Source organism: Rhodonellum psychrophilum GCM71 = DSM 17998, from assembly GCF_000381545.1.
GTDB lineage: Bacteria > Bacteroidota > Bacteroidia > Cytophagales > Cyclobacteriaceae > Rhodonellum > Rhodonellum psychrophilum.
Genome location: NZ_KB906675.1, coordinates 268,478 through 291,135, shown reverse-complemented (window position 1 = coordinate 291,135; position 22,658 = coordinate 268,478). Strand labels below are relative to the sequence as shown.

The 22,658-nt window shown below is 41.1% G+C and carries 23 protein-coding genes; 6 read left to right on the top strand and 17 right to left on the bottom strand.

The features are described from left to right. Window positions 1–50: 50 nt before the first annotated feature. The 10 genes from F824_RS0107290 to F824_RS0107240 form a co-directional block, all read right to left on the bottom strand. Entirely contained in the window at window positions 51–1,124 is a 1,074-nt protein-coding gene (locus tag F824_RS0107290; protein WP_019597213.1) for a branched-chain amino acid aminotransferase, read from the bottom strand. A 4-nt stretch (window positions 1,125–1,128) separates the two neighbouring features. Continuing rightward, window positions 1,129–1,677 carry a cob(I)yrinic acid a,c-diamide adenosyltransferase gene (locus F824_RS0107285; RefSeq protein ID WP_019597212.1) on the bottom strand — a complete coding sequence of 183 codons (549 nt, stop codon included), beginning with the start codon at window positions 1,675–1,677 and terminating at the stop codon, window positions 1,129–1,131. A gap of 83 nt (window positions 1,678–1,760) precedes the next feature. Further along, complete coding sequence (locus F824_RS0107280) at window positions 1,761–2,483, bottom strand: ABC transporter ATP-binding protein (protein WP_019597211.1); 723 nt, start codon at window positions 2,481–2,483, stop codon at window positions 1,761–1,763. A gap of 79 nt (window positions 2,484–2,562) precedes the next feature. Beyond that, the gene (locus F824_RS0107275; protein WP_019597210.1) at window positions 2,563–5,382 is read right to left on the bottom strand and encodes a tetratricopeptide repeat protein; all 2,820 of its coding nucleotides are present in this window, start codon (window positions 5,380–5,382) and stop codon (window positions 2,563–2,565) included. Then, on the bottom strand, window positions 5,382–5,669 hold the full coding sequence (gene gatC / locus F824_RS0107270) for an Asp-tRNA(Asn)/Glu-tRNA(Gln) amidotransferase subunit GatC (protein ID WP_019597209.1): 288 nt from the start codon (window positions 5,667–5,669) through the stop codon (window positions 5,382–5,384). Before gatC ends, F824_RS0107275 begins: the two co-directional genes overlap by 1 nt. Next, window positions 5,666–6,262, bottom strand: coding sequence for a lysophospholipid acyltransferase family protein (locus F824_RS0107265; RefSeq protein WP_316928723.1), 597 nt, complete (start codon window positions 6,260–6,262; stop codon window positions 5,666–5,668). The genes gatC and F824_RS0107265 overlap by 4 nt, the downstream gene beginning before the upstream one ends. A 439-nt stretch (window positions 6,263–6,701) precedes the next feature. Further along, window positions 6,702–8,360, bottom strand: a complete 1,659-nt coding sequence (locus tag F824_RS0107260) for a bifunctional metallophosphatase/5'-nucleotidase (RefSeq protein ID WP_019597207.1) — start codon at window positions 8,358–8,360, stop codon at window positions 6,702–6,704. Between the two features lie 20 nt (window positions 8,361–8,380). Continuing rightward, on the bottom strand, window positions 8,381–8,827 hold the full coding sequence (locus tag F824_RS0107255) for a DsrE family protein (protein WP_019597206.1): 447 nt from the start codon (window positions 8,825–8,827) through the stop codon (window positions 8,381–8,383). Further along, window positions 8,824–9,228, bottom strand: coding sequence for a DoxX family membrane protein (locus F824_RS25635; RefSeq protein ID WP_236613202.1), 405 nt, complete (start codon window positions 9,226–9,228; stop codon window positions 8,824–8,826). Before F824_RS25635 ends, F824_RS0107255 begins: the two co-directional genes overlap by 4 nt. 1,053 nt (window positions 9,229–10,281) lie before the next feature. Next, entirely contained in the window at window positions 10,282–11,637 is a 1,356-nt protein-coding gene (locus tag F824_RS0107240) for an NfeD family protein (RefSeq protein ID WP_019597203.1), read from the bottom strand. Window positions 11,638–11,849: 212 nt separating this feature from the next. On the opposite strand from F824_RS0107240, the gene F824_RS0107235 reads away from it, so the two are divergent. The 3 genes from F824_RS0107235 to F824_RS0107220 all read left to right on the top strand — a co-directional run bounded on the left by F824_RS0107235 (window position 11,850) and on the right by F824_RS0107220 (window position 14,800). Continuing rightward, on the top strand, window positions 11,850–13,019 hold the full coding sequence (locus F824_RS0107235; RefSeq protein WP_022582248.1) for a LysM peptidoglycan-binding domain-containing protein: 1,170 nt from the start codon (window positions 11,850–11,852) through the stop codon (window positions 13,017–13,019). A gap of 460 nt (window positions 13,020–13,479) precedes the next feature. Then, window positions 13,480–14,034 (top strand): hypothetical protein, encoded by a 555-nt coding sequence (locus tag F824_RS0107225; protein WP_019597200.1) that lies wholly within the window; start codon window positions 13,480–13,482, stop codon window positions 14,032–14,034. Between the two features lies 1 nt (window position 14,035). Then, a complete protein-coding gene (locus F824_RS0107220) occupies window positions 14,036–14,800 on the top strand; it encodes a TIGR02757 family protein (RefSeq protein ID WP_022582250.1) in 765 nt (254 codons plus the stop codon). 232 nt (window positions 14,801–15,032) lie between these two features. Here the strand turns inward: F824_RS0107220 and pyrE are convergent, their stop codons facing one another. Further along, window positions 15,033–15,680, bottom strand: coding sequence for an orotate phosphoribosyltransferase (pyrE, locus tag F824_RS0107205; RefSeq protein ID WP_019597196.1), 648 nt, complete (start codon window positions 15,678–15,680; stop codon window positions 15,033–15,035). Window positions 15,681–15,788: 108 nt separating this feature from the next. On the opposite strand from pyrE, the gene F824_RS0107200 reads away from it, so the two are divergent. Then, a complete protein-coding gene (locus F824_RS0107200; RefSeq protein ID WP_019597195.1) occupies window positions 15,789–16,472 on the top strand; it encodes an NUDIX hydrolase in 684 nt (227 codons plus the stop codon). Here F824_RS0107200 and coaD read toward each other — a convergent pair. From coaD to F824_RS0107180, 4 genes are all read right to left on the bottom strand, one after another. Next, window positions 16,463–16,918: a pantetheine-phosphate adenylyltransferase gene (gene coaD / locus F824_RS0107195; protein WP_019597194.1), complete on the bottom strand. Its 456-nt coding sequence runs from the start codon at window positions 16,916–16,918 to the stop codon at window positions 16,463–16,465. The genes F824_RS0107200 and coaD overlap by 10 nt on opposite strands. A 15-nt stretch (window positions 16,919–16,933) precedes the next feature. Continuing rightward, window positions 16,934–17,764 carry a DUF3822 family protein gene (locus F824_RS0107190; RefSeq protein ID WP_031327148.1) on the bottom strand — a complete coding sequence of 277 codons (831 nt, stop codon included), beginning with the start codon at window positions 17,762–17,764 and terminating at the stop codon, window positions 16,934–16,936. A gap of 2 nt (window positions 17,765–17,766) precedes the next feature. Continuing rightward, complete coding sequence (locus tag F824_RS0107185) at window positions 17,767–18,348, bottom strand: hypothetical protein (protein WP_026333551.1); 582 nt, start codon at window positions 18,346–18,348, stop codon at window positions 17,767–17,769. 63 nt (window positions 18,349–18,411) lie between these two features. Then, on the bottom strand, window positions 18,412–18,915 hold the full coding sequence (locus tag F824_RS0107180) for an NUDIX domain-containing protein (RefSeq protein ID WP_019597191.1): 504 nt from the start codon (window positions 18,913–18,915) through the stop codon (window positions 18,412–18,414). A gap of 22 nt (window positions 18,916–18,937) precedes the next feature. Here F824_RS0107180 and F824_RS0107175 point away from each other — a divergent pair, with 22 nt between their 5' ends. Both F824_RS0107175 and F824_RS0107170 read left to right on the top strand, forming a co-directional pair. Then, window positions 18,938–20,389, top strand: a complete 1,452-nt coding sequence (locus F824_RS0107175; protein WP_019597190.1) for an ATP-dependent DNA helicase — start codon at window positions 18,938–18,940, stop codon at window positions 20,387–20,389. Window positions 20,390–20,402: 13 nt separating this feature from the next. After that, the gene (locus F824_RS0107170) at window positions 20,403–20,795 is read left to right on the top strand and encodes a DUF1573 domain-containing protein (RefSeq protein WP_022582251.1); all 393 of its coding nucleotides are present in this window, start codon (window positions 20,403–20,405) and stop codon (window positions 20,793–20,795) included. 63 nt (window positions 20,796–20,858) lie between these two features. On the opposite strand, the gene F824_RS0107165 is transcribed toward F824_RS0107170, so the two are convergent. Next, a complete protein-coding gene (locus tag F824_RS0107165) occupies window positions 20,859–21,593 on the bottom strand; it encodes an SGNH/GDSL hydrolase family protein (protein WP_019597188.1) in 735 nt (244 codons plus the stop codon). 13 nt (window positions 21,594–21,606) lie between these two features. Continuing rightward, window positions 21,607–22,653: a S66 peptidase family protein gene (locus tag F824_RS0107160; protein ID WP_019597187.1), complete on the bottom strand. Its 1,047-nt coding sequence runs from the start codon at window positions 22,651–22,653 to the stop codon at window positions 21,607–21,609. Between the last annotated feature and the right edge of the window lie 5 nt (window positions 22,654–22,658).

The window sequence follows — 22,658 nt, the reverse complement described above, 5'->3', positions numbered from 1 at the left end:
AAGCTCTTTTACTTGATTCCAATTAGAAAATCATTCGAATTTTAAGAAACCTATTTGATCTTAATTATCCAGTCATGAGTATCCGCAATTTTGCCGTATTTGATGGCGTCCAAGGTATTCAAGATTTTGGAGGAAAATGAATCTTCCTTAATTTCAGGAAGCACATAATCACGGCCATTGATATGGATTTTCGAGATATGCGCAATCGTGGCCGCTGTTCCAGTTCCAAAGGCCTCTTGGAGGGTGCCGTTTCTCAAGGAATCTTCAAGTTCTGTTACCCTCAAAAATCTCTCTTCCACTTTCACACCCATTTCCTTTGCCAGTGTCAAAACACTGTCTCTTGTAATTCCTTTCAGGATGGTTCCTGTAGTGGTAGGGGCAGTGATTAGTGCATTGTTGATCAAGAACATGACATTCATGGTCCCGCTTTCTTCGATATGCTGATGCGATTTCCCATCAGTCCAAAGAAGCTGATCATAGCCCTCTTTTTGGGCTTGAAGCGCGGGTAGTAAAGATGCAGCATAATTTCCGGCAGCTTTTGCTGCTCCCGTACCGCCTTCTGCTGCCCGGGTATATTGGCATTCGACTTTTACCGAAACCGGCTTGGAATAATAAGCACCAACCGGGCAGGTGAAAATCATGAATTTGTATTTTTCTGATGGCCTGATACCCAAGTAGTCATCTGTGGCAAATATAAAGGGCCTTACATAAAGTGAATAACCCGGCCTGTTTGGAATCCAATCCTTGTCAAGTTCCAATAGTTGCCTTAGACCTTCCATGAATAATTCTTCTGGGACTTCTGGTATGCACAGCCTTTTGGCGGATTCATTTAGTCTTTTTTGATTGGCATCGGCTCTGAAAACAAGGATTTCCCCTGCTTCATTTTTATAAGCTTTCATCCCTTCAAATACAGATTGACCATAATGCAACGTAGCATTTGCAGGATTTAGGGACAAGGGTGCATAAGGTTCTATCCTTGCATTCGACCATTCTCCATCTGCGTAATCGGCAACAAACATATGGTCACTGATGGTTTTGCCAAAGACCAAATTCGTGAAATCCGTATCGGGGATTTTTGAAGCATTGATTTTGGTGATATCGATCTTTAGGGTGGTATTATTCATGGTGTTAGGATCTTGGTTTCCAGGTTACTTCTTCTGTTCCTAATTCTTGGGCCATCAACCTGCCCAAAACGAAAAGGTAATCCGAAAGTCTGTTCAAATATTTGATTATGATTTCATCAACGGGCTCCATTTCCATGAGCGCAATGACGCAGCGTTCAGTTCTTCGGCATACCGTTCTTGCCAAATGGCAGAAAGAAACCGATTGGTGTCCTCCGGGAAGTATAAAATTACGCAAAGTGGGAAGATTCGCTTCCATTAAGTCAATTTCTTTTTCCAGGGCCTCCAAATCCGATAGATGCAGATCTGGTTTTTTCAGGTTTTCCTTGCCAGGTTCTGAGGCCAATGTTGCCCCAATAGTGAATAGCCTGTCTTGGACTTCTTTGAGAAATCCGCTCCTGTTTTGATTGATTTCCTGATCCCTCAGCAAACCGATGAAAGCATTGAATTCATCGACTGTTCCATATGCTTCGATTCTCAAATGGGCCTTGGATACTCTTTTCCCACCAAAAAGGGAAGTGGAACCGGAATCTCCGGTTTTCGTATAAATTTTCATTCAAATCCGTAATTAGAGATTGTTAATTGCCTATTGCAGGGGATTGCAAAATTAGCAATCTATTTGCAATAACTTAAATGTTTTTATTCGGCAACGATGGGCTGATGACCTCTGATCGGATTTGGGTTGATATAATCGGATTCAACCAAACCATCTCTTAATCTTACAATCCTGTGTGCATAATGTGCAATGTCATCTTCGTGGGTCACCATGATGATGGTATTTCCTTTCTGGTGAAGCTCGTCAAACAGCTCCATGATGCCGTAAGAGGTTTTGGAGTCAAGATTTCCAGTGGGCTCATCTGCCAGGATAATGCTGGGATCATTCACCAAAGCCCTTGCGATCGCCACTCTTTGTCTTTGACCTCCAGAGAGTTCGTTTGGACGGTGATTGACGCGGTCGTCCAAACCCACACTTTGGAGGGCTTTGAAGGCTTTTTCGGAGCGGTCTGCTTTGTTCAAGCCTGCATAGATCAAGGGAAGCGCCACATTTTCAAGGCAGGTTGCCCTTGGTAAAAGGTTAAATGTCTGAAATACGAACCCGATTTCCTTATTTCGGATTTCGGCCAACTCATTCTCAGACATATCACTTACGTCCTTGTCTGCCAAAATATAAGAACCTGAAGTTGGCGTGTCCAGACAACCAATGATGTTCATCAAGGTTGATTTTCCGGATCCTGATGGCCCCATAAAAGCAACATATTCACCTTTGTTGATTGTAATGGAAACTGATTTTAAGGCTTGTATTTCCTCCATACCCATCCGGTAAGTTTTCTGGATTTGCGTGGTTTCTATTATTTTTTTCATCAGTGACTTGTTTAAGCTTTGAATCTAATGGGAAAAGTGAAAAAGAAAAAGTTTCTTTCTCAAATAACGGTAATTGAGGTTACAAGTTTTTCATCTGTAACTTTTCTATTTCATTGGTATCCAGCCATCCCTGCATCTCCACCAATGCGTTGGTACCATAACTCTCCAGACCGATTTTTCTGCTTTGTTTTACAAAATTAATCCACAGCAAAGGATCCTTATTGAATTGACTCGCTTCCTGAAGCAATTCATATTTTTTTAAATCGTCTTTCTCCTTTTCTACAGCCTTCAATACCAAGGGTGTAAAATAGGCATTTCTTGTGGGAGAAAGGTTGGGTTTAACCCATTTATTCACTTTTTCGCTTCCTGTCGCCGCTGAAGCATCTGTTTTTCCTGTCCATACCTGAGCCAGTTCATCCAGTTCCGCCTCCGTCCATTTTGCTGAAGGCGCCGTCGAAATTTGTTTTTTGATCAGATCCAATTCGGTTTCCGACAGCCAATGTGCCTTGTGAATCAAAATGAAAAAGGCCAAATCCGCCTTCAAGGCTTTGTCCGTAATGGAGGTAAGGTATGCCATGAATTTTTCAGGCATCTGTCTGTGGAGATTTGAGATGCCGGTATAAAATCGGGTCATATCATTTTCCCGAAGATTGCCCTGATCGTCCCAGGCCATCCATTCAGGGAAATCAATTCGCAAACTTTGATGAATGGCTTTTGCTTCATCTGGTTTTCCTCCAAAATAAAGAATAGAAAGATGAGAAGGCTTGAATTTAAGAAAGCCCATTTCTCGACCAACCAAAAGATCGATCCCCGCTTTTTCAAAATCCAATTGACCTATAAGAATTCCAGCTGCTAGAGAATGGAAATATCCCCCAGAACTCGGGTATGCATGGGCGATTCCATTTAAGTACTTGAGGGTTTCATTGATGTATTGATCCTGGTAGGTCCGGACCACCCTTGTTTCTCGATAATGCAATTCGTCGATACTCCGTTGTTCAAGTCCGATCATAGAATCCAAAAGGGCAAGATCTAGGTCCAAATTATCGACCACATGGTTGCTCCATAGATTGCGCAGTAACGAAGAACGGATCGCGAATTCGGAGGGTAGATCCCTCATGTCCATTTCGAAAGGATCAATATTTCCCAATCTGTTGGCAGTGGCCAATCTATTGATCTGAAGGATAAGATCAGACTTCCCTTCCATGGGAATGTTTTCCAAAAAGCCATGCTTTGTTTTCAAGCCAATCTCGTTTGCCAGGGAAACGGGGTTTTTGGAAGAGACCAAATTTATGGTTTCAAGGGCTTCTTTTGGTCTATTCAACTTGGAATACAACAAGGAAAGATTATTGCTTAAATGAGGGTTTCCCGGAAAATATTCCAATCCTTTTTCAAGATAAAACTGTGCCTCGAAAACCTTCTCCACCTCATGCAATTTGGAACTCAAAAGGAGAATGTTAGGAACATTCGGAGCATTGTCAAAGCTTTCAATCAAGTGTTCCATCGCCGCTGTAGGCTGGTTGAGCCGGTAGCGAAGATGTGTAGCCGCATTTTTCGCTTTGTCGTTTTTTCGGTATTGGAGCCATGAGTTTTCATAGAGAATACTCGCTTCCAAAGGTCTGTCGGTTTGGTAATAATAATCGGCAGACAAGTTGGTAGAGGCAGTGCTCAACTGTACCCCAATCACTCCCTCTCCGTAGATGGTTAGGATGACCAGGGTCATTGCGGCACCGATTCTCATGTGGAAATAGGCGAAAAACTGTGGCTTGAAAAGCACCTTTTCCAAGGCCCCTCCTTTGTTCATCAGGTTCGAAAAATTGGTGAATAAATAAGCGAAAAAGAGTAAGCTCAAAGCGATTTGACCATACAAAAAAACATTGTTGAAGAATTCGGATAAAGGTTGGTTTTCCGTGAAATCAGCTTTCCACCAAGTCCAAACAGTAATAGCAAAACCCAACCAATAAAAAGATATTCCGATCAAGGGATTTTCAAAGGGTTGCGGGACCTGATCAATTTTCAACCGCAAAACAAAATAGCCCATGATGCCACAAATAAGCATAAGGAACATGGGCGGAATTGTCGGGAAAGGCAGGTTGATTTCACCTGAAATTTTCAAAAGGGTGAAAATCAAAAGCAGAAAATACAGGATAAAAATAACAGTGATGTGCCAGGAAATCTTCAGTCCTACGCCCTTGTTCAACCGGGCAAGAAAAATATAGACACCAGAAATAAAGGCATGCCCGATGTGAAGCATAAACAAAACAGCGATTACTGTCGCTGGCAAAGTGAGGCTCTCTGAAATCAAGGTCAAAGGTTTTGAAACTTCACTTGCTTGAATAAGGAGGAACATCGTGCCGCTTGACAAAGTGGCGATCAGCAGGAATTTAAAAAGTATCTGCCAGTGTGAAAAGAAAAATTGAATCAATACGATTGGAACTATCGTTCCCAGCAGCAAAGCAATCAAGGCATAATTACTGGCGATTCCACCAATATTCAACCCATTGACGCCACTGAAAGCCAGTAAAAACATGATGGATGCGGTACCTCCGATGAAGTACATTTTCCTCAAGGTACTGACCAAAGTTAGACCCAGCATGAACAAGAACCAAAATACCAATCCAAAACCCAAAGTCACCCATGGGAAAAATATGGGAGGGAGGGATTCAAAGTTTTGAAATACCAGGGCATTATCGATTTCTATTGGGAGTATTTCTCCTCCCAAATTGATGAAATCCAGAGGGATGGTTATGGATTCCACGAAAAGTCCAGGTTCGATTGGCATCACAGCCTGGTCCCAAAAGAAAAAAGTAAACAATAAGAAAAAGCCTCCCAATGCCGTCAGGAGTATTGGGAGACTTTTCAAAAGGAATTCATTGGTTTTTTTCAGGGATAGCCAATCCATTATTCCATCACCTTAGGTACTCGGAAATAATCGGAATCCCGCTGCGGCGCATTTTTCAGCCCTTGCTCATGTGTAAGGTGATTGGCCACAGCATCTTCTCTAAGGACATTTACCTCTGAGGACATGGTGGTAATCGGTTCTACGCCTTGAGTATCGACTTCATTCAATTGCTCTACCCAATCCAGGATTTGGGACATGTCCTGAGTCATTTTTTCTGCTCCTGCCTCATCAAATTCCAATCGGGCCAAGTGCGCAATTTTTTTCAAGGTATTGACATCTATTTTCATAGGGTATTTAGACTTTGGTTATCGGGGGACAAAACGGTGTTGTCTTCCCATAATTGTTGTTGAATAATTTCGAAACAGGTTTCTCTCAATGACGCTACATCTTTTGATGTTTTCCCTTCGGTCAAAATTGGTTTGTGAAAAACCATTTTCGCGGTTCGTAAATTGAAAAGAAATCTGCCATCGTCTGGCAAAATTAAATGATTAAACGATAAAGTTACTGGAATGATGGGGATTTGTTTGTCGATGGCCAATGAAAATGCTCCATCTTTGAATCTGTTCATTTGGGGAGGATTGGTGGTGGTGATTCCACCTTCCGGAAAAATCACCAAGCTGCTCCCTTGATCGATGGATTTTTTAGCCCGTACCAAAACTTCCCCTCGACTTCTGGGGCTGGTTCTATTGACTGCGATGTGCAATTTCCTGAAATAATAGCCGAAAAGCGGGATTTTCCGAATGGAACTTTTGCCGATAAAAACCACATCTCCTGGAACCAGCCCCATCATGGCTATGTCCAGGTAAGAAAAATGATTGGCCACAAACACATAGTTTTTATCCTTTTCGATATTCTTTTTTCCTTCCAGTTCAACACGCATAAAAATTAGAACAAAGAATGTTTTGGCCCATATCCTGTTGATTTTGCGTCCAAATTTCTTGAGTCCGGGGACCCAAATGAAAATGAGTAAAAGTGGAAAGACTAGAAGAAAACCAATGCAAAAAACCAAAAAAACATAAAGAGTATAAATTCTTCGGATCAAAATCATGCCTTCCTATCTTTTTTCATTTGAAGTGAGATCACCAATAATTTGTTTGCGCTGCCGAAATTGAACAATTTTCATTTTTTGGCAAAGTGTAAACTTAATGATTTTGCATGGATTTTAGATGGCCTGATTGTTATTTGAAAAGATCAAGGCATTGCTTTATTCCATCTGTGAATTTTGAATCGCGGTTTTGGGGGATGCATTCCTTATAAAAAAAAACTCCGGATGGTCCACTAGGGGCGATCCGGAGTTTGTAAGTGAAAGAGATTAAAGCTTATTTAAAGGTGTAGTCCACATTTGGCAATTGGGACAATACAGGTGACGGAAGGTCCAAAGCTTTGGCCCTCCCGTCAATTTTCGGGGATACGGGTCCTTTTTTCTTAAGATATTGCTCGATAATATCATGGACCGTAAAGTCCAAGACTTTGGGGTTTTTTACATTTGGCATGCGGCAGATTACATCCATGGGTTCCCCTGTTCTCAGACAAGCCGCTAATGTATACTCTTTCTTCAAGTCAAGCGGCTTGCCACCCACGGAAATGGATACCACCCTGTTTCCTTTGGGTGCGTTTGCATTGAAGGTAAGTTCCATTCCGGAAAATCTCACCAGCCAGCCACCGAATCTTTCTAGAGGATTTTCTGCAAACACATTGTTCAACTCTTTTTCCATCCAATCTTTGATTTGTTGTCCGGAAGCGACGCCTGTTTTTGCTTTTTCGTTTACCGGTATCATATTCCAGACATCTCCATAAGTGATTGCCGCTTTTCCGGTTTCGTCCGGGACAATTGGGGTGCTAAACCTAAACCCATTCGAAATGGCGATATCTGCTCCAGTTTTCCATCTGACGGCGTCAGTGATCATGTTATCCATTGCATTTTCCACTACCAAATATCTGAATAATGCGGTGTTGGTATGTCCGATTACCCTATTGATAGTGGCATTATAGGGCGCTAGTTGTTCTTGAACAATTTTATCCAAGTCTGGATCTGCCGGATATACTTTCGGATCCACATCAATCAATTCATAGGACTGACCTACAATTTTTCCGTCTTTGACTTCAAGATCAAGTCGACCCACAAAAGAGGCAAATGCACCTGGCTCTACCACTTGGGCATACTTTCTTTTCAAAGGAACTCTTATCCGCTCATGGGTGTCATTGCCCAAAATAAAATCAACTCCCTTTACAATCTCCTGATCCGCAAGATGGACCTGTTTTGAAATCCCGATATGGGTGACCAAAAACAGGATATCCACTCCTTTTTCTTCCTTCATTTCCTTGATCATGGCTTGAAGATTGTCTTCAATGCTCTTAAACGTGAGCCCTTCGCTGAAGCTTGGGTTTTGTCGGATAGGAATTTCCGGATCGTTGTAAGACAAGAAACCAAGTTTTACACCCTTCACTTCCTTGATGATATAAGGTTTGAAAAGCATCTCTCCCGTCGCATCCTCATACATGTTGGCTGCGATGAGCGGCTTGTTGTAGGCTTTTAAGACTGCCTGCATTTGCGTGTTGCCATAGACGACTTCCCAATTCCCCGGTATCAGGAAATCATATTCCATGGCGGCTACAATCGGTCCAAATGCTTCACCTTTGGAGAGTGCCGCGATGGCACTTCCCTGGATCATGTCTCCTCCATCCAAAATGATGGTTCCTTCTGGATTTTCCGCCTTGATTTGCTTGAAAATTGTTTGGATATTGGCGATACCGCCTCTTACCTTAAAGACGAATTCGTCATTTTCAATGAAGAATTCCTGATGGGGCAACAACTGCCCATGAATATCTGCAGTCTGTAAAATCGTGATTTTTTCCACTTCTTGGTCTGAGTTTGATTGGTTTTCCCCAGATTGGCAGGAGCCAAGAAAGCCAATCGATAGGAGTATAAGAGGGAGTAAAATATATTTAGGCGAAAATTTCAACTTTGATTTCATCATGTTTTTTGAAGTTAGATTGATTATAATTCCAATGTGGTATACCCAATGCGCTTTAATTCGAAGATGTAAGTAAGTCCATTTGGGACCACTTCAAGGCCTTCCATTAGGCTTTCCGGCGCAACCTTAAACTGTTTTAGGGACATGCCACAAATGCGGTATTTGATTCCTGCTTCTGCGCCCTTAGCGATCACTTCCGAAAATTCGCTACCCATTACGAAAGCCTCAACGGATTTCCCACAGGCCATAATGACAAATTCTCCTCTCTGGAATTTGCTTTCTGCAGACAATGTTTCTCCGGTATCCACGGCAGCCACCACATGGTTGGGCTGACTGATCAATACAGCATAGTTCTTACTGGTGTGTTCGGGATCCTGCGTCTCAATTGTCTGAGCCATCGAGACAAAGGTGTGGAAAAAGAAGAATGCAGCAAAAGCCATTATTCCGACAGTGCTTTTTATGTTTTTCATATATCTTTTCTTTTAAGTGAATTTTTCATTTGAGTTTTATTGTGGATTAACTGATCCAATCCATAAGAAACAGCACCGTTCATGATGAAGAAAATCAAGACACCCATCAAGGCGATGTTCTTGAAAAGAGGTCCATTGGTTCCCGCATCTGAAACTTGGATGGTAAGGGTAATGGGGATCAAAATCAGTAAAAGAACAAGCGAGGAGATTTTGGTTTTGAAGCCAATCAAAAACAATATCCCTCCCAAAATCAGACCTATACCTGATAATAGAATCAGTGTTTCTACCGGAGCCATCCATGTTGCCAAATAGCCCAATTCAGCTTGTTCCAACTTTTTTGCGGCTTGTTCGCCATGGATAAGATGGTTGAGTCCTGCCATGATAAATATCAGGCTACTCATTCCACGCAATATTAAATAAGAAAGCTTTTCCATCAATTTATGATTCTTTAAAGAATTAAACCCTTATCATGCGTTACCTTTTTTCCAGCCTGAAATTGCTCAACAATCAGTCGTTATTTTCAATTTTTGACTTCACCCTATTGGTAAAATGCGTCAATCTCCAAATACTCTGATTTCTGTACAGTTTCAACCCTATCTGTCAAACTATTGCATGTTTCGGGTGAATAGAAAAGGAAGACAATCCTGATTTTCGGTTCGTTGGACCAATCAAAAGGAAGCTTTCCTCAATCATTATTAAATCAATAAAAATCTTGGAGGTTTGGAATCCGGTTCCTGATACAGGGAATTGTGGAGGTTTGACAGGCTCCTTGGTCTTTGGGATTCCAAGGTCAAAGGAGTATCGTAATTAATTTTCCAAATTGTCCCCAAGAAAAAACTAGTTGAAGGACATTCGGAAGTGAAATCCGATTTATTATTTTTGGATGTATCTGCAGGGTATTGAAGACATTTGTTTGGGCAATTTTGTTTTTGAGGGTTTGATGAACAAGTTTTTTTAACCTCCGTCTTTTGGTTGGAGGAGACAAAATCATATTTCAGGTCCGTGCTTGGGTTGGAGTAAATGAACAACAATGCTCCAAATATTGTCAATAAATTTTTCAACAGCATGCTGAGCGGATTTGTTAAGTTTGATTTTAATTGAACACAAATTCTTCGATAACAAATATAAAGCGCTCAAAAAGCAGGTTCAGTGTATTTTATCACACAAGGAATTTCGCTCTTCAAAAAGCCGACTCGATCAGCTTGCGTAAAATGGGTTTTAACCTAAAATATGTATTAGGTAAGCCAAAGGGGTTGAAATTTACCGATTGGGGAAGTTGAAAATTGCAGGCAAAAACTAATTGTATAGAAATTGTAGGCTAAATTAGAAATGGTAATGCAGAACACGGGTTTCATCCGCTAAAAAAGGCAGGGCAGAACAAAAAACTTGATTTTGAAAATTCCAGGAAAAATAGAGCTGATTGGAGCGAAAGACCCCAATCAGCCCTATTGACTTTAAATTTTTTTCACTTTTATAGAAGTCCCCTCAGTACTGATGACTTTGATTTTTTCACCCTTGTCAATGAATTCACCCCTCGAATAAGCATCGTAAACTTCATCCTCAATCATGACTCTGCCACTCGGCATCAATCGGGTATGTGTGACACCTTCCTTACCCAATAGGTCATCCGCATAAAATGTAGAGGTGTATCCTTCCGAGCTTTTTTGGGTAGTTGAAAGAGCAATGGTACTAAATGCCTTCCATTGATTGATTTTGGGGGCCAAAAAGAAAATGAGTGAAACAGCAACGATAGCAGCCAAAATCACAGTCAACAAGGCAACAAAAAGATCTCCTGAGGGAACGAAGGTGAAATCAAAAGCATCATTTGGAATCATTCCCAAAGTCAGGCCTGTAAGAATGCCAATAATCCCAAGTATTCCGAATATCCCAAAGCCAGGTATGACGAAGATTTCCACCATAAGTAAAATTACACCGGCTATAAAGACGGCGATTTCCCAATTTTGCGCCAAGCCGGTCAAGTAATAGGGGATAAAATACAAGATAATGGCGACCAATGAGGCAGCCAATGGAAATCCAACCCCGGGAGTTTGAATTTCAAAATAGATTCCGGCAAAAATTATCAGGATCAGAAAACCGCTAACTGCTGGGTTCAAGAAAAAGGAAATCACTGTTTCCACCCCTGAAGTTTGATAGGCAATCAGCTCGTAGTCCTCAATGCCCTGTTTTTTAACAATCTCATCGATGGAGTTCACCTGACCTTCACTAAATCCATTTGCAATGGCTTCCGACACAGAAAATGTGACCACCGAACCTGCTTTCGTAATTCCTTCCACTTCGAGTTTTTCATCCACCATTGCTTCCGCGATTTTGGGATCACGTCCCTTGGCTTCAGCGGTGCTTCTCATCATTGACCTCATGTAAGATTGATATTTGTCCGGTGCAGCTTCCCCACCACCGCCCATCACCACAGTGGCTGCTCCGATACTGGCTCCAGGAGCCATATAAATGCTGTCGCATGCAATCGAAATCAGTGCCCCAGCGGATGCGGCATCTTTGTTGATAAAGACGTGTATGGGGGTGTTTGTTTCCAAAATCATGGTTCGGATATCATCGGCGTCGTTTACGGCTCCACCGTAAGTATCCATTTCGATGATGATCATGTCGGCACCTTTACTTGCCGCATCTTCCAAGGCCAATTTCACCTTTCTGTTCATTCTCGGATCTATATCCGCCTTTATTTCAAAAGTATAGACTTTCTTTTTACCAGGGATACTATCGTTTTCTTGAGCAATAGTAGGCATGAAAGACAGTAAAAAAGTTAACAACAACAGAGGGAAAGCAAATTTCATAGTCAAATTTATTTGTGTTAAATATACCAAAATTTAAAATAATCTGGACTAAAATCTAAAACGAGCTGTTTTATTAACGCCTAATCCCACACCAAAAACAAATACATTCGTTAAATGTTGCGGACCTTTGTCAATATTCGGCACATGCTTGTCTTTGTCCTTGCAATTGATAAAATAAATCAGAAATTTGTACGAGTATAAATTGTGGAAGTATGAAGAAGTATCTATTGGTAATGTATTTTATGATTTTTGGCTTTTTTGCCCATGGATCCAATTTGGTTTTAAGGGACTCTATAGGCATCGAAAAAATAGGGAATCAATCTTTTATCGTTCATTTGGTAAGTGAGAAAGAAACCTTATTCGGGATTTCAAGAAGATACCAAACCTCTGTAAATGAAATCATTCAAAAAAATGAAGAGCTCAAACAAGGCCTTAAGATTGGCCAAAGAATACTGATTCCTTACATCACCAAAACGGCAATCCCGACAGGTGCAAAGGTTCATAAAGTAACCGCTGGAGAAACATTGTTTTCCATTTCAAAAGTGTACAACATCACAGTGGGAGAAATTATGTCCTGGAACAAACTTCAGGGAAATGACCTGAGTGTTGGCCAAGCATTGATCATCGAAGGAGCAGCACTTGCCAATTCTCCGAGTGAAAAGCCGGAGGTAGGCGCTCAGAAAAACGCAGAGACAGCAAATCCCAACAGAGAAAAATCTTCAGCTGAGCCAAAGAAAGCAGCTGAGAAACCTATTGCCAAGGAAAATAATAAAGTCGCCGAGGTGAGAAACACTTCTTCTTCTGTACCTGCGGCCCCCTCAAACAATGCGGAAACATTGGTGCCAGGAGATTGGATTACCCATACGGTTGGTGCGGGAGAAACCCTTTTTGGTGTAGCCACCAAATACAATGCAAAAATGGGCGATCTGATCAATTGGAATGCGTTATCTTCCAATAACCTCGCAGTAGGACAAAAACTAAAAGTAGGAAGGGAAGCCGCAGCACCTTCCACAGTACCCGTGATCAAGGCGACAGTTCCAGTCATCGTAAACAATGAGAGAGTGAACGGTACTTTGAGTAGTCCTGAGCCTGCAGAAGCGGAATCCAATACGGCATATAAAAACATGAAGCAGACTGGGTTGGCAGAGGTCATCGAAGGGACAGGAAATCATAAAAAATACCTGGTACTTCATCGGGATGCACCAGTTGGAACGATCATGCGGGTAAGGAATGAAGAGAATGACATCACGATCTTTGCAAGGGTTGTCGGCAAATTACCGGAAACAGGAGACAACAGCAGGTTGGTTATAAAATTGTCGAAAGCAGCATTCGATCAGTTGCGTGCAATCAATTCCAGATTCCCCGTGGAGATTTCGTTCTAATAATTGGATTTACCCGTTTTGTGCAAAAGCAATTCAATTTTGGGCTGAAATCCCATCATATTCATTCAGTTGTTCATGGTATTCGACTTTACAATATCGCGATTTTACATTATTCTCTAAAATAGTCAGATATTCTTGCAGTTTCAGCTCCTATTAGAAACCTAATGCCTAATTCGGGTTTAATCTGGACCTTTTTCACTGAAAGATTTACATTTTAACCCATAAAAGACCATTGAGACACAATCCTGTCCCAATGGTCTTTTTTTTGGTCAAGTAGAACTTCTTTTTTTAGTCTATATGAGGGGAGTGGAAGATGACTCTGAGGTTAAGGACTTGGTTTTTGGAAGTGATATTAGCCGCATTTTTTGTACTGAATTCTCGAAGACAATTTTCGGACACAATCCCAGCTTTGGTATTGAAACCTTTATCGCTTACTTTTGTGTCGGCATTGGCACTTCGCATGAATAAATTTCAATTAATTATCCATCATGTTTTCAGATTTGTCTGGAACATGCTTTTTATCATTTCCTATCCGGTTTTGGCGACTTTTGGGATCCTTTTTGTAGGGGTAACCTATTTTTTTTCTGCATTATCCAAATTGCTGACAAGGTTGAGCCCCAACAGAGAAGAAATTGTTTTGCAAAATTCAGAATGGGAGCCTCTATCAAATTCAAGCGTGCTTTTGGAAGGCAAAATATTCAAGCAAATCATGTTCGGTCCAGCTTGTTACCAAATTAGGAGAACAGATGGAATACCCTCCGTGCTTGAAGACCATTATTTTGGCAAAAAAATAAAGATCATGGAAGAAGGATTTTTATTGGAGAAATGGAATGCGACCGAATCCAAAGATCTTCCAGATTTTGATATTTGCCTTTACGATCCAGACCAAGATAAACTGACTAAATTGACTACCATTAAATCCTTTGATTGGCATCTTTCGCAAAAAGAGGACGACTGGTTGTTGTTAAAGTGGTTTGACGGTACGCAAGGTGGCGAAGTAAAAGTCACGATATAGGATGGATTTAAAAGAGTTTTTGGATCAAAAAGTGTTGCAGTTCAATCAACATGGATTTATTGCATTGGACCCAATTTCCATTCCGCACATGTTCAGCAAAAAACAAGATATCGAGATCGCTGGTTTTTTTGCTGCGGTTTTGGCTTGGGGGCAGCGGAAAACTATCATCAACAAATCCTTGGAATTATTCGAAATGATGGACAATGCACCACATGATTTTATTCTCAATCATTCCGAGGAGGATCTTAAGCCATTTCTGAATTTCAAGCATCGTACCTTCAATGACATTGATACACTATATTTCTTGGCGTTCTTCAAATGGCACTATCAAAAACATGAGAGTTTGGAAAATGCTTTTTTAATCGGTTGGAAGGATGAGCCAAACATAATGGAGCAACTACTTACCAATTTCCATGATTATTTTTTTCAGTTGGAAGACGCGCCTCAACGTACCCGAAAACATATTGCCACACCCAAGAGGAAGTCCGCATGCAAGCGGATCAATATGTTTTTGAGGTGGATGGTGCGCTCGGATGACAAAGGGGTGGATTTTGGTATTTGGAATACCATAAAGCCAAACCAATTGATCTGCCCTTGTGACCTCCATGTGGATAGGGTAGGGCGAAAGCTCGGCTTGATTACCCGAAAACAGACTGATTGGCAAACTGCCGTAGAATTGACGGATAAGCTTAGGGGATTTGATCCCGAAGATCCCGTAAAGTATGATTTTGCCTTATTCGGACTGGGAGTCGAAGAGAAGTTTTAGAGAATCATTTTTTGTTACCCAAGCCTAGTGCTTGACCAAGGAAGCGCTCTTCTTTGGCAAAATGGTTTTCGAAAATCCGCTTAACATGGATCATGTTCGGAGAGGAAAAATTTGTCCCATCCCAAGTCACCCAAGACGTTTTCCATGATTCCCATGATTTTTTCAATCAAAAAAATCGACAATGGGATTCCAGTTTGGGAATCCCATTGTCCATAATCTTTATAATACAGGATCAATCCTGTTTCCAGATGGATGGATTTTGTCTCCATTTTTCCAGAGAAGTCAAGGTGCCGTTGTCAATGTAACCATCAGCAACTGCTTGGGGCAGCATGGCCGCATAATCGCTCAAACAAACCAATGAAACTCCAGCTTCCTCAAAGTTCTTTTCCGCCAATTCAAAGCCATAGGTGAAAATAGCGACCATTCCCAATACTTCAAATCCCGCAGCTTTCAAGTCAGCCACTGCTTTTAGGGAGCTTCCACCGGTGGAAATCAAATCTTCCACCACAACCACTTTCTGACCAGGAGTTACTTTTCCTTCGATCATGTTTTCCATACCATGCCCCTTGGCTTTGGAACGGACATATATAAAGGGAATGTCCAAAACATCAGCCAAGAGTGCTCCCTGAGGGATTCCAGCCGTAGCAACTCCTGCGATTGCCTCTACCTCTGGGAAATGTAAGCGGATGGCTTTGGCAAGGTTGTCTTTGATGAAGTTACGAACATCAGGAAAGGAAAGCGAAAGTCTGTTGTCGCAATAGATGGGTGATTTCCAGCCTGAGGCCCAGGTAAATGGTTTCTCTGGTTGAAGACGAATGGCTTGAATTTCGAGTAGTTTGGCTGCTACCTCGGAAGCGATGGTTGAATCGAATAATTTCATGGTCCAAAAATAATGGATAAAAAATAAGGGGCTGTTGTGCAGGCTGAAAATTTTTATGCAATTTTGACAGATATTCAGTTTTATCCAGATTGAGAATTACCCCTAGCCATGAAGATTTTTATCAATGACAAACCGGTAGACATCCTTTTACCAAAGGATTTGCCAGAGGAGAAAACCTTTGAATGCATTTATGACAATCCCCAAGATTTTCCGGCAACTGCAGATTTCCATGATGACGTATTGATCATTGAGCCCTCTAAAGATGTGATCATCAAGTTGCTTTACTTATTGCGAAACAGAAAATTGAAAAACTTGGATTCGGTCACCTTGGTGTGTGCCAAGAAAAATGAAGTTACAGCATTTATAAAAAGTAGGTTTACCATTATCAAAGCTGCTGGTGGGATCGTAACGAAAGGACAAAAGGCACTTTTTATTTTTAGATTGGGAAAATGGGATTTGCCAAAGGGGAAATTCGAGAAGGGGGAATCACCTTTGGACTGTGCATTAAGGGAAGTGGAAGAGGAATGCAATATCAAGGTCAAGTTGGGGCCGGAGATTTGTAAAACATGGCATACTTATACCCAAGACAGGAAAAGCATTTTGAAAAAGACCTATTGGTATGCGATGGAGAACATCAATGATGTAGGCATGAAACCCCAAAAAGAAGAAGGTATCGATGATATTCGTTGGATGACGCACCATGAAGCAAAGGTTGCTTTGGTCAATTCCTATCCATCTATGCGGTATTTGTACAAGCGTTTTTTAAGAATGGAACAGACCCTTCACAATTGATAAGGTAAATACTCCTCAATTTTCCCCCCATATTTGTGAACTTCGCGAATGATAGTGGAGCTGATTGCTGAAAACTCAGGAGAGGTAATCAAAAACACGGTTTCCAAATCCGGGTTTAGATTTCGGTTCATTTGGCTGATTGTGTTTTCGTATTCGAAATCGGTAGTGTTTCTCAGGCCTCTAACCAAAAAAACCGCATCATGTTTTTTTGCAAAAGTAGAGGTCAATTCGTTATAGATGAGTACCTGTACTTGTGGCATTTTTTGGTAAATACTTTTGATTTTATCTACCATCAACTCTATCTCAAAATATCTGTTTTTTTTGGCAGAATTATAGCCAATCCCGATGATGACCTCATCAAAAATGTTGAGACTTCGCATGACAATATCATGGTGCCCTTTGGTAAAAGGATCGAATGTACCAGGAAATATGGCTGTTTTTTTCATGAAAAGGCGATGGATTTATTTGAATTCATACAAGGATTCAAAGAGCATTGACTCTTTGAAAAGTAGTGTGCCTTCGTGATAGCTTTGATTTAGACTTGGAGTGGGAAGTTTGAAATTCCAAAAATATTGCTCTCCCCAACTGCTGGAGATCCCAAAATCCTGCGTTTCTCCAAAGATCGAAACTCTGTAGTGCCTGGCATTGAAGGAAAGTTGATGGGCAACACCTGAAATGTAATCCAGTAGGATTTCTTTGTTATCGACTTCAAATCGATTGAAAAGTGTAAGTTCTTGATTGGTGAATGCTGACAAATAGCAAAACCCATCATAGATTACTACTAAGATTTCCTGATCTATATAATCGGTTTTTCCCTTTAGGCCAAAGGACAAGAATGAACAGGCACCATGGTGGAAGGAGATTTTATGCTTGTTTTCGGAAATCAAATCAAACAATTCCTGGTTTAGGCTTCCAACTAGTTGGAGCTTGGAACTTTCGAAACTTGAATGGAATGTTTGTTGGTTTTCTTGAGCTTCCCCAGAAAACAAAAGGTAGGCTGAATCTAATGACGGATCATATAAGACCCCCGGTACCAGACTGAATGAGTCATTGTGGACATATACCTGAGTAGGGACATCCATTTTGAAAAGGAAATCCGATTTGATTGCATCTTTCAAGCTGCCCGTTTCCGGAAACCCAACTTGGTGAATTGCGGAAATTTTATCGTTTCTATCCCGACCCATCAGTACATATTGATGGGTAAATAAGAAAAGCGATAGATTTGACACCTCTTGGATGTCAAATCTATCGCTATATACCTTATTTTGGATATTTTCTTTTTGAACTCTCAAGATTATTCCCAGTTACCTGCTGTAGAAGAATCCGTTCTGGATCCAACTCTCAAGGCTTTTTCTTTGTTGTTCGCCCTTCTCTTAGGATTGATTGGATCTGGATCCCTTATTTCGAATACACCGATCTGTCTTTGGCTTCTTTCTATTTTGTCTGCAAAGAACTCAAACTGCTTTCCACCGGATCCAGGTACGATGTGAAGGTTTTGGAGGTTGAAGTTTGGATATTTCCTTTCGTTGAACAAAGAGTCCATTACGTTTACTGAACCTAAAGTGTCAATTTTTACAGTGATTTCCTCTTTGCCATACTCCAACAAGGTTGTTGATTCTTTTCTTTGAATCAACCAAATTTTTCCTTCTTCAATGAATTTTTCTAGGTCCTTCCAATTTCCTGCATATTCACCGTGGGTTGCTTGGTACGCAATTTGTGCATCTCTAAGCATTTGGAGTTTTTCAATGATTCTAGCTTCCGTAAGCGCAATTGTTTTTTCATTTTCAACCACATCATCTACACTCATGTAGAGTTTATAGCCTAGGAAGAGGGCAATTGCAAGAAAGACAATTGATAAAATTCTGGGTAAAGTCATAATTGGATAAATTTAAACTTCAAGATTAGATTGATGGTTGATTAATGTGTTGTTATTAAGATGCTATGTTAAAGAATTATTTTCAAAATTAAAATATCCTTTCCACATTCCTATCTCTTTCAAGGATTTTATTCCCCAAAAAAGCTGATGTTTCTCCTCTTTTTTTATGACTGCCAAATTTTCGATGTTGAGGAAGCCTATTTCAGTGATCAACTGCCGGTCAAGGGCCAGTTCAGGATCGGTGCCCATTTGTAAATGCCCCCCGATCTCTTTTACCTCAAAATACAATTCTACGGCATGAAGTGGCTTTTTTAAATATTCATAGGTAAATAAGAAATTTGAGACCTCTACTTCCAAACCTGTTTCTTCCAAAAACTCACGTTTCAGGTTTTCAGTGGCAGAACTTCCATACTTCATTCCACCTCCAGGGACATTCCACAGGAATTTCTCTTTCCCCATCATGTGTTTGATCATCAGTATTTTATTGTCACGAATCAAAACCCCATTCACCCGGGTCCGAAGTCTTCCTCCAAATTTCTCTTCTATTTCTTTCTCCAAGTTTATCATAATACTCTTAGATTCGCATTCGATGGATGGTAAAGATAATCAAGAGGCAATAAAAGCCTCTCTTCTGATCAAAAGAAATTTCCCACATGTCCCAACCCAGGGACAGGAATTGTTTTTCTCCAAGATGGATGGGTTCCTCACGGCAAAGGTTAGGGATTCTTATGTTTTCGTTCTCCGGGGGTATGCTGGAACAGGAAAGACATCCGTCATTTCAGCCTTGGTCCGGTCGTTGCCTGCTTTAAGGTTAAAATCAGTACTCTTGGCTCCAACAGGACGCGCCGCCAAGGTCATGAGCAATTACAGTGGGAAGTCTGGTTTCACGATCCATAAAATCATTTACCGTCCCAACAGCGAAGCTGGTGAAGTCGGCCTAAGGTTTGAATTGCAAAAGAATTATTACAAAGACACCATCTTTATTGTGGATGAGTCTTCCATGCTCAACGATGATGGTGGGGGAAGCGGAAGCCTATTGCGTGACCTTATCCAGTATGTGTTCCAAGAATCCAGCAATCGCTTATTGCTGGTGGGAGATACCGCCCAACTGCCACCTGTGGGAAGTACCAACAGTCCAGGTTTGGACACGAATTACCTGATCAGAAATTTTAGACTTCAGGTTCAGGATACTGAATTGACCGAAGTCATGAGACAGCAATTGAGTTCGGGCATCCTATACAATGCCACCCAACTCAGGGGCGAAATCACGAAGGACAAGCCCCGGATTATTTTCACAACCAAAGGTTTTAGGGATTTTTTCAAAATGACTGGAGAAAGGCTTGAGGAAGGTTTGCGGTATGCTTATGAAAAATTTGGTACTGAAAACACAATTGTGATCACCCGTTCCAATAAATCTGCCGTACAATACAATAGGTATATTCGTCAGATGATTCATTTCTTTGAAGATGAGATCAATGCTGGTGATCTTTTGATGATTGTGAAAAATAATTATACCTATATGGCTGATTCCGAAAAAGTTAATTTTCTTGCCAATGGGGATTTTGCAGAGGTGGTGAAAATCCGATCCTTCGAAGAAGTATATGGCCTTAGATTTGCTACATTGGAATTAAGATTGATTGATTACCCCGAAGAACCGTTCTTTGAAGCCAAAGTGATTTTGGATACGCTGTATAGTTCCACACCGGCCTTGTCTCCAGAGGAATACAAATCCCTTTATCGACAAGTTGCCGAAGATTATGCAGACGTTGCCAATAAGTCAGAAAGAATGGCGCTGATAAAAAAAGATCCATATCTTTCAGCCTTACAAGTCAAATTTGCGTATGCATTGACTTGTCATAAATCCCAAGGAGGACAATGGAGTGGCGTTTTCGTGGATCAAGGATATCTTACTGAAGAACAAGTAGACAAGGAATATCTACGTTGGCTTTACACTGCGGTGACAAGAGCAACCAAGGAGCTTTTCCTGGTGAATTTTCACCAAAGGTTTTACTCAAATGAAGAAAATAACGAATTAAATTAAACAAATCTATAGTATGAAAAAGCTAGCTTTATTTATGGTGATGGTCTTGGTGGTTTTTGCCGCACAAGCCCAAGAACAACAAACTGGTCCAGTATTGACCCTCAAAGAAAAATCCATTGATTTTGGAGATCTTACCCAGGGAGACAAGGTGGAACATACATTCGTTTTCCAAAACACAGGTACTACACCTTTGATCATTTCCAATGTGGCTGTTACTTGCGGGTGTACTGCAACTCAGTGGCCAAAGGAACCAATCGCTCCTGGAAAATCCTCTGAGTTGAAGATCAGCTTCAATTCCGCTGGTAAAATGGGAAAACAAAACAGTGTGGTCAGGATTTATTCCAACGCCTCAGAACCAATCGAAAAAGTGTCATTGATTTCGAATGTTCTTCCCAAAGGAAAATAAAAATTTCTCTGAATAATTTAAACTCCCACAAAGGCCAATAGGTCTTCGTGGGAGTTTTTTTTATTACCTAAATTCCATGGAGGCCAATATCGTTGCAGTCAACTTTTTCGACCATCTCTCATAAACCAATTTGCTGGGATGTAGATTGTCGGAAACCACCATTTCAGGCAAAGCCCCGATTTGGCGGTATTCTTGGGTGATCTCTATAAAATGCACCTTTAATTCTTCTGCTATTTCTTCTTTGGCAGTGTTGTATGCGTCGATTTCACGTCCGACTTTGTCCTGATCGGTACTTCTCGTTTTGGCAAAAGGGGTGATACCCCAATCCGGTATTGAAATCACTGCCACTCGGTTGGGATCGCCTTTGGCAAAAGCAATTGCATCCAAAAGCAAGCTCCTGAATTCTTCCTTATAATTCTCAACCGGTCTTCCCCTGTATTGATTGTTGACTCCAATCAACAAAGTCACCATGTCATAGGTGTTTCCTTGGATATTTGCAGCCTCTATTCCTTTCGCCAATTCATCTGTGGTCCAACCTGTTTTGGCAATGATCATGGGTTTGGAAAAAAAGATGGCTTCTTTTGCCAACAGGGATCTTGTAATATTTGGATATCGACCCGATTCTTCGACACCTTCTCCTATAGTATAGGAATCTCCAAGTGCGAGATAAGTATATTCTTGATTTTCCATTGATTTGGTGCCTTTTTGATCGGTACTAGTAGGCTGCAAGCTGACGCAGGCCATTTGAAGTGAAAATATAGAACCCACAATCAGGATTCTGAATAAGGGTTTTTTCATGAATTATTCAATTTTATTTTTGAAAAATCGTTTTTTGTAAGGTGAAAATCCCCCTGTCCGCATCCATCTCTACTTCAGCACCCACCGGAATGATGAATTGCTTGGACAAATGTCCGATCATGGCGCCTTTGTAAGCTGGAATTCCCAAAGGGAGAATGTAATCATCCAAGATATCATCCAATGTCAACGAACCATATCCGCCTGACGGGTTGCAATCCGAACATTGACCGAAAATAAAGCCCTTGATCTTATTCAGGGTTCCGTTTAATTTAAGTGTGCTAAACATGCGGTCCAGTTTGTAAGGCTCCTCACCGACATCTTCCAAAAACAGGATGGAATTCTTGAAATCCGGAAGATAGGGGGTGCCGGACAATGCCGTCAAAACAGTGAGGTTTCCACCAAGAATTTTGCCGCTGACTTTACCGGAAGTGATGGTTTGTATTCGGTTTTGTTTGATGACCAAGTCGTCGCCCTTGATTTGCTCGTTTTCGAATAGGATTTGTTCTTCCTTGAAAAACATATCCTCAAACTGTTTTACATTGAAGCTGTTCCAACTTCCCGAGCCGTTGGGCCCATGAAAGGTGATCAAACCTGTTTTGGCATGGATGGCATTGTGCAGGGCGGTAATGTCGGAATATCCAATGAGTGGTTTAGGGTTTTTTTTGATCAAAGAAAAATCGATCAGGGGAAGTATCCTTGCAGCCCCAGAACCGCCTCTGATACATATGATGGCCTTTACTTCCTTGTCCGAAAACATCCCGTTTAGGTCTGCGGCTCTTTCATTATCAGTCCCGGCGAGATGACCTCTTCGGTTTTTTAAATTATCCCCCAATTTCACATGAAGTCCCAATGCTTCCAATGCTTCCTGGGCAAATTGAAACTGAATCCTTTCGGCGGTAGCAGCGGAAGGGCTGATCAATCCTACGGTATCCCCTTTTTGAAATGCTTTTGGCAAAAGGGTTTTTGCATTGGGCTCGTTGGTGTTTTCACCGATGAAGGAAACCAAGGGAAGGCTTCCTAATCCCAATCCGAGTGTCTTGAGGAAAATTCTTTTGTCCATATTTC

Coding starts and splice junctions, on each gene's coding strand:
- F824_RS0107235 (WP_022582248.1), top strand. CDS start 11,850: ATGAAGAAGTATCTATTGGTAATGTATTTTATGATTTTTGGCTTTTTT.
- F824_RS0107285 (WP_019597212.1), bottom strand. CDS start 1,677: ATGAAAATTTATACGAAAACCGGAGATTCCGGTTCCACTTCCCTTTTT.
- F824_RS0107170 (WP_022582251.1), top strand. CDS start 20,403: ATGAAAAAGCTAGCTTTATTTATGGTGATGGTCTTGGTGGTTTTTGCC.
- F824_RS0107160 (WP_019597187.1), bottom strand. CDS start 22,653: ATGGACAAAAGAATTTTCCTCAAGACACTCGGATTGGGATTAGGAAGC.
- F824_RS0107260 (WP_019597207.1), bottom strand. CDS start 8,360: ATGATGAAATCAAAGTTGAAATTTTCGCCTAAATATATTTTACTCCCT.
- F824_RS25635 (WP_236613202.1), bottom strand. CDS start 9,228: ATGAGTAGCCTGATATTTATCATGGCAGGACTCAACCATCTTATCCAT.
- pyrE (WP_019597196.1), bottom strand. CDS start 15,680: ATGAAATTATTCGATTCAACCATCGCTTCCGAGGTAGCAGCCAAACTA.
- F824_RS0107290 (WP_019597213.1), bottom strand. CDS start 1,124: ATGAATAATACCACCCTAAAGATCGATATCACCAAAATCAATGCTTCA.
- coaD (WP_019597194.1), bottom strand. CDS start 16,918: ATGAAAAAAACAGCCATATTTCCTGGTACATTCGATCCTTTTACCAAA.
- F824_RS0107185 (WP_026333551.1), bottom strand. CDS start 18,348: ATGACTTTACCCAGAATTTTATCAATTGTCTTTCTTGCAATTGCCCTC.
- F824_RS0107275 (WP_019597210.1), bottom strand. CDS start 5,382: ATGGATTGGCTATCCCTGAAAAAAACCAATGAATTCCTTTTGAAAAGT.
- F824_RS0107255 (WP_019597206.1), bottom strand. CDS start 8,827: ATGAAAAACATAAAAAGCACTGTCGGAATAATGGCTTTTGCTGCATTC.
- F824_RS0107165 (WP_019597188.1), bottom strand. CDS start 21,593: ATGAAAAAACCCTTATTCAGAATCCTGATTGTGGGTTCTATATTTTCA.
- F824_RS0107240 (WP_019597203.1), bottom strand. CDS start 11,637: ATGAAATTTGCTTTCCCTCTGTTGTTGTTAACTTTTTTACTGTCTTTC.
- F824_RS0107225 (WP_019597200.1), top strand. CDS start 13,480: ATGAATAAATTTCAATTAATTATCCATCATGTTTTCAGATTTGTCTGG.
- F824_RS0107200 (WP_019597195.1), top strand. CDS start 15,789: ATGAAGATTTTTATCAATGACAAACCGGTAGACATCCTTTTACCAAAG.
- gatC (WP_019597209.1), bottom strand. CDS start 5,669: ATGAAAATAGATGTCAATACCTTGAAAAAAATTGCGCACTTGGCCCGA.
- F824_RS0107175 (WP_019597190.1), top strand. CDS start 18,938: ATGGATGGTAAAGATAATCAAGAGGCAATAAAAGCCTCTCTTCTGATC.
- F824_RS0107265 (WP_316928723.1), bottom strand. CDS start 6,262: ATGCGTGTTGAACTGGAAGGAAAAAAGAATATCGAAAAGGATAAAAAC.
- F824_RS0107280 (WP_019597211.1), bottom strand. CDS start 2,483: ATGAAAAAAATAATAGAAACCACGCAAATCCAGAAAACTTACCGGATG.
- F824_RS0107180 (WP_019597191.1), bottom strand. CDS start 18,915: ATGATAAACTTGGAGAAAGAAATAGAAGAGAAATTTGGAGGAAGACTT.
- F824_RS0107220 (WP_022582250.1), top strand. CDS start 14,036: ATGGATTTAAAAGAGTTTTTGGATCAAAAAGTGTTGCAGTTCAATCAA.